Source organism: Mucilaginibacter koreensis (genome assembly GCF_054783355.1).
In genome coordinates this window covers 1,807,457-1,818,334 of sequence record NZ_BAAGQS010000001.1, presented here as the reverse complement: position 1 = coordinate 1,818,334, position 10,878 = coordinate 1,807,457, and the positions used below count along the sequence as shown (strand labels likewise).

At 44.2% G+C, this 10,878-nt stretch carries 11 protein-coding genes; 3 read left to right on the top strand and 8 right to left on the bottom strand.

Annotated features, from left to right (window positions below):
* Positions 1–69: 69 nt before the first annotated feature.
* Positions 70–1,284, top strand: a complete 1,215-nt coding sequence (locus tag ACYVNW_RS08245; RefSeq protein ID WP_460679373.1) for an ABC transporter permease — start codon at positions 70–72, stop codon at positions 1,282–1,284.
* An 8-nt stretch (positions 1,285–1,292) separates the two neighbouring features.
* On the opposite strand, the gene ACYVNW_RS08240 is transcribed toward ACYVNW_RS08245, so the two are convergent.
* The 7 genes from ACYVNW_RS08240 to ACYVNW_RS08210 all read right to left on the bottom strand — a co-directional run bounded on the left by ACYVNW_RS08240 (position 1,293) and on the right by ACYVNW_RS08210 (position 7,517).
* Complete coding sequence (locus ACYVNW_RS08240; RefSeq protein ID WP_460679372.1) at positions 1,293–1,877, bottom strand: GrpB family protein; 585 nt, start codon at positions 1,875–1,877, stop codon at positions 1,293–1,295.
* A 49-nt stretch (positions 1,878–1,926) separates the two neighbouring features.
* Positions 1,927–3,315 carry a hypothetical protein gene (locus ACYVNW_RS08235; protein ID WP_460679371.1) on the bottom strand — a complete coding sequence of 463 codons (1,389 nt, stop codon included), beginning with the start codon at positions 3,313–3,315 and terminating at the stop codon, positions 1,927–1,929.
* Positions 3,308–3,862: an RNA polymerase sigma factor gene (locus ACYVNW_RS08230; RefSeq protein WP_460679370.1), complete on the bottom strand. Its 555-nt coding sequence runs from the start codon at positions 3,860–3,862 to the stop codon at positions 3,308–3,310. Before ACYVNW_RS08230 ends, ACYVNW_RS08235 begins: the two co-directional genes overlap by 8 nt.
* A gap of 105 nt (positions 3,863–3,967) precedes the next feature.
* The gene (locus ACYVNW_RS08225; protein WP_460679369.1) at positions 3,968–4,441 is read right to left on the bottom strand and encodes a hypothetical protein; all 474 of its coding nucleotides are present in this window, start codon (positions 4,439–4,441) and stop codon (positions 3,968–3,970) included.
* Between the two features lie 44 nt (positions 4,442–4,485).
* On the bottom strand, positions 4,486–5,289 hold the full coding sequence (gene mazG, locus ACYVNW_RS08220) for a nucleoside triphosphate pyrophosphohydrolase (protein WP_460679368.1): 804 nt from the start codon (positions 5,287–5,289) through the stop codon (positions 4,486–4,488).
* 210 nt (positions 5,290–5,499) lie between these two features.
* On the bottom strand, positions 5,500–6,177 hold the full coding sequence (gene mnmC2 / locus ACYVNW_RS08215) for a tRNA (5-methylaminomethyl-2-thiouridine)(34)-methyltransferase MnmC2 (protein ID WP_460679367.1): 678 nt from the start codon (positions 6,175–6,177) through the stop codon (positions 5,500–5,502).
* Positions 6,177–7,517, bottom strand: coding sequence for an MBL fold metallo-hydrolase (locus ACYVNW_RS08210; protein WP_460679366.1), 1,341 nt, complete (start codon positions 7,515–7,517; stop codon positions 6,177–6,179). Before ACYVNW_RS08210 ends, mnmC2 begins: the two co-directional genes overlap by 1 nt.
* Here ACYVNW_RS08210 and ACYVNW_RS08205 point away from each other — a divergent pair.
* Positions 7,506–7,721, top strand: a complete 216-nt coding sequence (locus ACYVNW_RS08205) for a hypothetical protein (protein WP_460679365.1) — start codon at positions 7,506–7,508, stop codon at positions 7,719–7,721. The two genes, ACYVNW_RS08210 and ACYVNW_RS08205, sit on opposite strands and share 12 nt — an antisense overlap.
* Positions 7,722–7,782: 61 nt before the next feature.
* Here the strand turns inward: ACYVNW_RS08205 and ACYVNW_RS08200 are convergent, their stop codons facing one another.
* Entirely contained in the window at positions 7,783–8,919 is a 1,137-nt protein-coding gene (locus ACYVNW_RS08200) for a serine hydrolase domain-containing protein (protein WP_460679364.1), read from the bottom strand.
* A gap of 425 nt (positions 8,920–9,344) precedes the next feature.
* On the opposite strand from ACYVNW_RS08200, the gene ACYVNW_RS08195 reads away from it, so the two are divergent.
* A complete protein-coding gene (locus tag ACYVNW_RS08195; RefSeq protein ID WP_460679363.1) occupies positions 9,345–10,832 on the top strand; it encodes an AAA family ATPase in 1,488 nt (495 codons plus the stop codon).
* Positions 10,833–10,878: the final 46 nt, after the last annotated feature.

Here is a 10,878-nt window from a genome sequence, read left to right as displayed (position 1 = left end):
GTTATAAACTATTTTCTGATCAGAACCGACAACTCACTATTCACAACTCACAATTCACTAAATTTGCGCATGAGCTTTTCCTCCTTTGTTGCAGGGCGCATTACTTTTCAATCCAAACGTACTTTTTCTAAACTGATTGTGCGTATTGCCATTATCGGCATTATGCTGGGTTTGGGGGTAATGATTTTATCGGTAGCCATTGTAAAAGGCTTTAAGCAGGAAATACGGGAAAAAGTACGCGGCTTTGCCGGCGATATCCAGGTGGTAAAGTTCGATCTCAACAACTCGTATGAAAATACCCCGTTTGATATAGATGCCGCCTTTTTAAAGAAGGCCGAAAAACAGCCGCTGATACAGCGCATTATGCCCTATGCCACCAAACCGGGCATCATAAAAGCCAACGGCGAAATTGAGGGTGTGGTGCTCAAAGGGGTAGATGCCAGTTACGACTGGAGGTTTTTCAACCAGGCGCTGGTAAAGGGCAGGGTGCTTGGGTTTAAAGATTCCACCAAGCATGAAATCATGATTTCGAGTTATACCGCCGCGCGGTTGAAACTAAAACTGGGCGATAGCTTTTTGATGTATTTCGTACAAGAGCCTTTAAAGCGGCGTAAGTTTACCATTTGCGGCATATTCAATGTTGGGGTAGATGAAGTAGACAAAACTTTTGTCATCAGCGATTTGCAGTTAGTGCGCGGCATTAACAACTGGGCGGCCAACACCACGGGCGGGTACGAGGTACGCACTACTGATTTTGACCACCTGGATGCTGCTTTTGATGAGTTAGGCGAAGTAATGCCCGCCCAGCTGCATGCATATACGGTAGAAGAAAATTACTCAACCATATTTGAGTGGCTGAAACTGCTGGATGTAAACACCCAGGTAATGCTGGTACTGATGCTGCTGGTAGCAGTCATTAACATGATATCCGCCCTGCTCATCATGATTTTAGAGCGCACCAGCACTATAGGTATGTTTAAGGCCATGGGCGCTGATAACTGGAGTATTCAGAAAATATTTTTGTACAACGCCGCCTTCCTGATTGGGATGGGCTTGTTGCTGGGTAATCTGCTGGGCTTGGGCTTGGGCTACTTCCAGCAAATTACCCACTTCTTCAAACTGGATCAGGCTTCCTATTACATGAACTTTGTGCCTATCGAAATTAAGTTTACCGATGTGCTTTTGTTAAATATCGGTACACTGCTATTATGCTTGCTGGTGCTGCTTATTCCTTCCACGCTGGTAAGCCGCATATCGCCGGTAAGGGCCATTAGGTTTAAGTAAGGCAATGCTTATTTGAGCTGATAAAATAGCTTTGCCTTGTCTGTGAATTCTTTGATAAAATCCGTTTTAGCAATGCGATAAGCAACCCGGTCATGTTTAAATTCAATTGATAGCTTGAGTTTTAATTGTTCGTATTGCTTCGCAATCTGCGGATGTTCGATTAGGAAGTCTCTAAAAAGTAGCCTGTCCCATATAGGATGATTTTTAGGACCAGCATGTATATGATAAGTCTGCTCTTTAGGGTTTGCTAAGTCATATCCTCTGATAAATATCATATGAGGCTGGTTGCCTTCATTTTGCCAGTTAAAATCATAGCCTAAAGCTTTCATTTGTAGAATGAGTTTTTGATTTTTCTCTTCCCCATATTCTACTTCTAATAGAATATCAATGGTATTCTTAGCTGCAATTCTAGGAATTGAAGTACTTCCAAAATGCGCTATCCGGTGAAACAGGCCTTCTTCAAGGGTGTCAGCAATCCGCTTTCTTTCGTTTTCAAACAACGTTGACCAACTTTCACTGTAAGAGCTGATTTCAACAGGGAAGAGTTGCCCTATTTCTTCCTTAGTCAGGTCTTGAAGTGTTCTTTCATTCATAGAACAATAATAATTGTTTAAGTAGAATGGCTACAAGCGCTTTAATGATTTATTTATACGATAAAAATTTAAATTTTAAATTGATGCCGCTGGCCCCGAAACGGATTTGCTGTGAACCCATACCGTTGATTGGATACTTAAGGAAAGGCTCAATAATAAGTCGGTTGGTTTTGCCAACCGGTGTGCCCACGCCAAAGGCGAAGTTTAGGGTACGTGCAAAATCAAAGGTGCTGAATTTGGCTTGTGTTTCGGCAGTTTGGCTGATGCTGTTGAATGCGCTACTGCTGTAATTGTACTGGTAAGTTTCGTTGATAAAAGTGCCAGAGCTGATACCTGCCAATACATAAGTATCACTATTGCCCGAACCAAAATCATATTTGATATTTACCGGAATATCGAGCCCGGTAAAGCTGGCATTGTAACCCAAAATTTGCGTAGTGTTACGCGCATTCACCGCCGGTGCAAAAAATGCGGGACTGGCACTGTTAAATACACTGATATCGTGCCCGCCGGTGGCAGCTACGGCTGCGGCGTAAACTCTGGCATCAGTTGGCTGATTATCATAGCTTAATTTATTTTGAGCAATGGCAATGCCGGTAACCAGCTTAAAGCGTTTGGCCAGTTTAATATCAGAAGATATACCTGCACCTACATTCACCTCGTTGCTGCTGCCCTTGGCATAATTAATATAAGTACCGGCATAAACACTGAGCGCCAGGCGCTGGTCGGCAGCTGTTTTTGGTTTGGTTTTGGACTCTGCATTTTTAGCCATGGTGGCTTCACGAGCAAACAAGGCATCCATACCCGTTTTAGCTTCAGCGTTCTTTATTGAATTTGCATCCGCTTTTGTTTCTGTAGCTGGAGTGGCAGTAGCTAAAGTATTGACAGTCTCAACGCTATCTACCGATAGCATTTTGCCTGATGACGGCATTACCGGCTGCATGGCGATAACAATAGGGTTACTGCTTGTGCTGGTATCAATGCTCTTGTATGGTTGTTTTGTTGCAGCTGTATAGGCGGGATAAGTTGTTTTAATTTGATCAACTGCCTGATCGGTTGGTTTCAACTCCGGGTAATAATCGGGTTGATGCTGCGGATTTTGAGCTGCCAGTTGTTGTGTTGAAGCTGTTGGCAGTTCAGTATGAATAGCACTGTCTTTTACCGAAGGCGATTGTTGAACAGGTTGTTTGGGCTGATGCTGTGCTAATTGATTTTTTGCTGGTGCGGTAGGTTGGTAAAGCCATAGGCCTAATCCAATCAGTAGTAAAACTGCTGCAGCGCTGCTCCACCACCAGGCAGCCGCATTACGGCGCTGTTGGGCCGGAAAGCGTTTGCGAAGTTCAGTCCAGCCGGCATCAGCAGCGCCCGCGGGCACTTCAAACCGGTCAAACACCTCGTTGATGCGGTTTCTTAAATCGTTATTGCGCTGATCATCCATGCTTTGCCGATTCGGATTTAATTACCTTTTTTAACTTCTCTTTAGCCCTGCTCAAATAAACCCTCGACGAACTGGCCGGTAAATCCAGCATCTGGCCAATCTCATCGTGGCTGTAACCATCTATTTCGTACAGGTTAAATACTGTGCGGTGCAGTGGTGGCAGGGTATCCATCATTTTTAAAATATCCTGTGCGTTTAAATGGCTGCTGATATATTCGGGTTCAATTACCGGCAGGGCGTCGTTAATTTCGGCCTGCAGGTGGTATTTCATCTCTTTACGTCGCCTGTCGATAGCTGTATTCACTACAATGCTGCGCAGCCAGGCTTTAAACGGATTGGATTCGTTATATAAATGAATGGCATTAAACACTTTAATAAAGGCATCATTCACCGCCTCCAGTGCGTCATCCTCACTTAAACTGTAGCGCAGGCAAACCCCTGTAGCAAATCCATAAAATTGCTTATAAAGCAGCTCCTGGTGCTTGAGGCTGCCTTTTTTGCATTCGCTGATGATTTGCTGCTCGCTTACAGGAGCTTTGAAACGCATGTATAAGCTACGGTATAATCAATGCCGGTGTAAAGGGGAACCGGTATTTACAGGGTGAAAGGAACAGGTATTCCGGCCGCCTGCTGCGGCCGGAATGTAAGTTTATTAGTTAGCGGTTTTTTTCAGGTTGTAGCGCAAACGCAGTGTATCAGGCTGGTAAGCACGTTCCAAAATAAAATTAGTACCGTCATAAGCATAAGCATATAAACCTACCAGGTGTGGTTTTACGGGTTCTGTAGCTAAATTGCTGGGCAACAATACATCGTTAAAACGAATATAATTGGCATCATAAGCAAAAGTTCCGTTACTACCCGAGTGGATGGTGGTATCGCCTGTCATATTATATTTATAACCATCGCTGGTTAATTTCACTGTTACGTTGGTGCGTAAGGTGTCGTACTGGTAGGCGTTATTTACCAGTTTTTTATGGTAACGGATAAATTGGCCTGTAAAAGTGCCGGTAGGAGCGGCAGGGGCAGGAGCCGGTTCAGATTTTTTGAGGCATCCCGCAGACATCATTCCCACAAAGCCCAATAATAAAAGTAAATGCTTTTTCATCACTATAAATTCTTTAGTCATATCTATTACGCAACCTGCGCAGTATACGCTACACCTTGCGTAAATTATTTTCGTTTAGCTTCATTCCAGTAAACATCCATTTCGGCCAGCGTCATGTCTTGTAACTGCTTGCCCTGCTCTTTGGCCTTGCTTTCCAGGTATTGAAAACGCTGAATGAACTTTCGGTTAGTTTTTTCGAGCGCGTTTTCGGGATTGATATTTACAAAACGGGCATAGTTGATGAGAGAGAACAGTAAATCTCCGAACTCTTCCTCTGCTTTTTCGGCAGCGCCGGCATCAGATGCGCTGGCATCCAGTTCGGTTTTAAACTCCTGCATTTCTTCTTCTACTTTCTCCCATACCTGCTCTTTGTTCTCCCAATCGAAACCAATGCCGCGGGCTTTTTCTTGTATGCGGGCCGCCTTTACCAGCGCCGGTAATGATGCAGGTACGCCGCCCAGTACTGATTTGTTACCTTCCTGCAGTTTGATTTTTTCCCAGTTGCGTTTTACGTCTTCCTCATTCTGCACCTCGGTTTCGGCGTAGATATGCGGGTGACGGTTAATGAGTTTATCGCATACGCTGTTGAGCACATCGGTAATGGTGAACTGGTGGGTTTCTGAGGCAATACGGGCATAAAAAGTAAGGTGCATCATTACATCGCCCAGTTCCTTTTTAACTTCCTGCATATCGTTACCTAAAATGGCATCCGAAAGCTCGTAAGTTTCCTCAATGGTGAGGTGGCGAAGGCTTTCCATGGTTTGCTTCTTGTCCCAGGGGCAGTTTTCGCGCAAATCATTCATGATGGTGAGCAAACGCTCAAACGCCGCCGAAGGCGTACCAGCCGTAACAGGAGCAGTAATAGGCATATGGATATAGTTTGGAGCAAAAGTAGGAATAAAATAATGAAGGCGTAGAGAAGGGGAGAATCAAGAGGCAAGAATCAAGAGCCAAGAGAAGCTTTGGGTAGAACGAGAAGGGACAAAAGATAAAGGATATAACTCCCTCATCTTTTGTCCTTTCTCGTAATGTATTTCGTAAGGTTCGTCTTGGCTCTTGATTCTTGCCTCTTGGCTCTTCTACAGGGGCTTTACGGCTCTCAACATCTCCCGCTTACCGGGTGCACCGGGGGCTTTCTCCACTTTAAGGCCAAGGGATTTGATGAGGCGTTTCAGGTCGCCGGTGATGGCGTAGGTGACAAATACGCCGCCGGGTTTTAAAAACTGAAGGGTATGGGTGATGGCTTGCGCGTTCCACATCTCTGGCTGGTGGATAGAGGCAAAGGCATCAAAATAAATGACATCGTATAAGCAATCGTCGTTAAAGTCCAACAACGGTGTATGGGCGATGTATAAGTTGTTGCAGGTATTAAGTTGTAGCGGCTGTTGTAAAGCTTGTTGGTATTGTTGTAAAAAGCTTTGCCATAAGGCAGGCGATATATAGGCCTCATAACCCGTTTGGCCAATCATGGCCTCGGTAAGCGGGTAAGCTTCAATGCCGGTATAGCGGAGCTTTATTTCGGTGCCGGTACAAAAATCGGCGCTGAGCAGGAAGTTGAGCCCCGTGCCGAAGCCAACTTCAAGTATGCTTACCTTTGTGGCCTCGGTACCAGCCAGGTAATAACGCAGACCGGCGTTTAAAAACACATGCTGACTTTCCTGCAAGGCCCCGTGTCGTGAGTGGTAGTTTTCGCCCACCTCGGGATTGTAAATGGTTTTAGACCCATCGGCCGTGGTTACGAGTTGCAGGTTACTCATTATCTAACGAACTGGTATATCGCCTCGCCCAAATCATATACCGGTACCTGCACGCCGCTAAAATGCTGTACAATGCTGCTGGCTGCCGCCGAGCGGTAACCGGCGGCACAATGTACCACAATAGGTTTGTTAGCCGGTATTTCAGCTAGTCGCTCGCGCAGTTCGGGCAGGGCAATGGCAATGGCATGGTCAAAATGCAGGCCTTCGCTTACCTCAGCCGGGTTGCGTACATCTAGGATGGTATAGGCGTTAGGGTTGGCTTTGAAGTGTTCCAAATCCAGTTCGGCGGTAGTTTCTGTACCACCCTCAGAGGCCACTAATGCACCTTCAATGTTTTTCTCATATCCAATTTTTGCGGTTTTGGCAATTACGGCATCCAATTGCTCGGCGCTGGCGGCCAGCAGGTAAAATGGTTCATCGGGGTTGACTACCGAGCCCAGCCAGGTTTCAAATTTACCGCCGTTTTGCAGGTTAATAGCACCTTTCAAATGCCCTTTGGTAAATTGTTCGTTAGGGCGGGTATCGATGATTAATGTATTGGGTTGTAATTCAGCAACACTGTTTAAACGTGATACTTGGTTGATGCTCTCCGACAGTGCAGAAGCCCCACGGCGATTCAATTCCACATCGTACCCGAAATAACGCGGGGTGAAGTGGCTGCCGGTGGTAATGGTTTGTACAAACTGTAGTTCGTCCATCAGTTGCAGGGCGTAGTTCTCGCGCAGTTCGCGGCCGATGGTGGTGCTCAAATCCGGACTGATGTTTTTGCCGCACAGTGAGCCGGGGCCATGGGCAGGGTACACCACCACATCCTCGGGCAAAGTCATTAACTTTTGGCGGGTGGAGTGGTACAGCTGGCGCGCCAGTTCATCACGACTGGCGGTGAGGTTCCCTACCTTCTCGCGCAGATCAGGGCGACCGACATCACCTACAAACAGCGTATCGCCGGTGAAGAGGGTAGTGGCCTTGCCGGTTTCATCAATGACCAGAATGCATATAGAATCGGGCGAGTGGCCGGGGGTGTTGATGGCTTTAAGCTGGATATCTTCGAGCGTAATGACATCGCCTTCATCAAACGTTTGGTGCGGGTAGGCAGCGCCCACCAGTTGGCTCACATAAATGGTAGCGCCGGTGGTTTCGTGTATTTCGAGGTGCGAGCTTACAAAGTCGGCATGGGGGTGGGTTTCGATAACGCCCACCAGGTCGGCTTCGTGCAGGGTGGCAAAATCGTAGTAGGGTTGCGGGTTGCGGCCGGGGTCAACCACTATCATTTTGCCGGCGCGCAGTACTGCATACGAGGCATGGGCCAGCCCGGTATCATAAAATTGATGAATCAGCATTTGGCGGCAAAGATAGTGATTGCCGGGAAAGGCCGGGTAAGCGGGCGGTCAAAATTAAGCAGAGGGTGCTGCGTGGGTGCTGCGCGCAGCGGATGCAGCAGGTGCAGCACTACGCAGCAGGCGCAGCACCCTGAAGCAGTGCGCAGCACCCGCAGCACCACGCAGCAGGCGCAGCAGTGGCACGGATATGTCAGTGGTTTTTAGTGTAGATGTCATTTATCTGCATCAAACTTAGAAGTTTGAAACTGTCAAGACCGGGGAAAATTTATGGTTTATCCAATTCCCGTTGTATATGCTCCTGCAAATCGCTCAGGCGTTGCTGGCTGATGTTGTCATTCACAATGATAATATACCCCAAATTTTTGTCGGGGTAAAACAGGCACAGGGTGTTGAAGCCGATACCTGTATGGCCGGCGTGGTAAATGATGGGTGTGCCTTTGTAGTCGGTATCCATCATCCAGCCTAAACCGATGCGTGTGCCATCGGGCTTGCTGAAAGTGGGCTGGTGCGTAAGCTTAATGGCAGGGTCAGTTTCTGCAAGGTTGGCTTTGAGGTACAACAGCATATCATGCACGGTAGAGTTCATGCTGGGGCCGTTGTAGTAATCAATAAGGTTGAGGAAGGGCTGGGGTTTATGGTTGGCATCATAGCCCTGCGAGGCACGCCGACGGTCTGCCGCTGTGAGTTGCGTTTTGGTATCGGCCATGTGCAAATGCGTTTTCAGGTAGGTGGTCACCAGCTGCTCATAAGGCTGATGGTAAATGCGCTCAAGCAACAGCAGCAACACCATCATGCCGTTGCCGTTGTAGCGGTATAGAGTGCCGGGCAGGGTATCGGGCGTTAAATGGTGCAGGTCTTTGAGCAGGCTATCGGCCCGGTAAACGCTGTAATACGCAACCTGTGCCTGCAATGGCAGTTGCCGGAGGCTGTCTTTCACCGCTTTGGGAAATGTATGTGCACTGCCCGGTAAGCCCGAGGTATGATTGGCTAGGTGAACCAGCCGGATGGGCTGCCCCTGGTATTGCAGGTTGGGGTAATTGCCCGGCAGGTATTTACGGATATCATCATTCAGGTTGGCTTTATGCTCTACCACCGCCTGGGCTAACAGGGTAGTGACAAAGGTTTTGGCTACCGAACCCAAGTTATAATACAAATTGGCATCGGGCAGCCGGCCCGAACCTTTTGCTACTTCGCCATAATTGTACGTATAAGCCTTGCCTTCTTTATAAATGCCGATGGACAGCCCGACGGTATTCGGCGTATCCATATAGCGTTGCGCAGCCTTATCCACCGCCAAATCAAGTTGAATTTTCAGGTGATTGTCGGTAGGGACAGTACGCTTTACCTGTGCCTGTATGGCGGTGTAGCATAATAAAAGAGCAGGTAACAAAAGCAATTTCATGGCAAGGATGATGGAAGTAAACTTTAAGTACTATTTGCTGGGCAAGATGCGATGAAATGCTTTATCTGTAGAGGTTATACAGGTAGGGGGTATGAAAAGCTCGGTGAGTGTGGGAGAATAGTCGGTGGAGGTAGGTTTGAATTTTAAACAATTATCATTTTTGTAGTGGAGGATTGAGAATTTGTTTGAAAAAGGTCATGTTACAACTTGGTAGCTTAAGAAATTGTAGAATTAAGTTTCGTTTTATTAGCCTAATAGAGCTGAAGAGGTTTGGTTACTATTTTTACATCGAAAGCTCACTATTTGTTTGAGGTGTATTGCGATAATTATCTATAATACAATGTATTAGAATATTATTAATAAAAAATTAATTTGTTGATACCTATTCAACTTAATAAATTAAATTTGGTGATTATCACAATTTTATGGCCGAATATTTACATGTAACCTTCGAAGATTTACGATCAATTAAAAAAGTTGAGTTTGATCTAAACTTGACACCTGGAATTTACGCAATTACTGGAAGAAATGCAGCAGGAAAAAGTACTCTTATGGCTGCTTTAGCAAGTATATTTTACAGGAATATTGCTAAAAGTTATTTTTTTAATGCTACAAATTTCAATACTTATCTAAAATTCACATTAGGAGATGATGCTCTAATTATAAAACCAAATGAGCCAAAGTGGGAATATAGTTTTAGCGGTAATAAATTAAAACTTAATGGATTTTATGAAGGAAGCATCATTCATGGTAATAGATTTAGAGATACAAATCAAAAAGCTCTATTTGAAGCTACTAAAGTTAAAGAAGATTCATTAGTTGCTGCGGACGATTTTGTATATCAGAGTTTAGGACTGATTCTACATGACAATGCGAAATATTATAAGGGAAGGTTGTTTAGATATTATGTTGATTATGTTAAACGAGTCTTTAAATTTCAAGGTTCACCTTACTTTTTGAAAACCGAGGATGGGCATTTAATTAGTCAATTTAGTCTAAGTACCGGTGAAAATTTATTGATTTCTGTTTTGCATTCTATTCAATATCAACTTAGGCGTAGTAAAGATTATAGAGAAAAATACTTAGTATTGTTAGATGAGGTAGAATTGGCTTTACATCCTTCAGCCTTAAACAGATTAGTGATTTTTCTAGCCAATTTAGCAGAAGATAGAAAATTAGCTATTTATTTCTCAACACATTCTATAGAGCTAATTAGGCAAATCAAGTCTGAAAATATTTATTTTTTACGAAGACACTTAAATAATGTTGTTGAAGTACAAAATCCATGTTCTCCAGCTTATGCAACTAGGAGCATTTATATACATGATGGATATGATTTGTTAATAATTGTTGAAGATGAATTATCAAAAAAGATAACTGATTGGATATTAAAGAAGAAAGGTCTAACGCAAAAAAGATTAATTCATACCATTACTGGAGGTGGATGGGAAAATGTTGTTAGCTTACATCAAGATATTATTTCATCTAATATCATTAAACAAGGGCAAAAGGTTATAAGCGTTCTTGACGGAGATATTAAAGATGAGTTCAGAAGAAAATATACTGATAAGGGCTTACATGGAAACCTGAACATCTATTTTCTACCCATCAATAGTGCAGAGAAATATTTAAGAGAAAAACTGGTTGACAATGTCGATTTCGATTTTTATAATCATTTTGGAGATACATTTTTTAAAAGACAAACATTAGATGATCTATTATCCGAGTATGATGGAATGTCTGGAGTAACAGCTGATAAAGGCGGTAAAAAGTTACTTTCGCTATTGAAAAATGAAGTTTATCAAATTGGCCAAAGTGAAAAGGAGTTTTATACATTTTTAACAGAGTATATAGTCGAACATGAAATAGATTCAATGGAGAAATTAGGAAAGAGGATAGATCAATTAATTTAGTTAATCGAATGTTGAAATATTTTTTATGATCCTCCTAAGCCCTAAT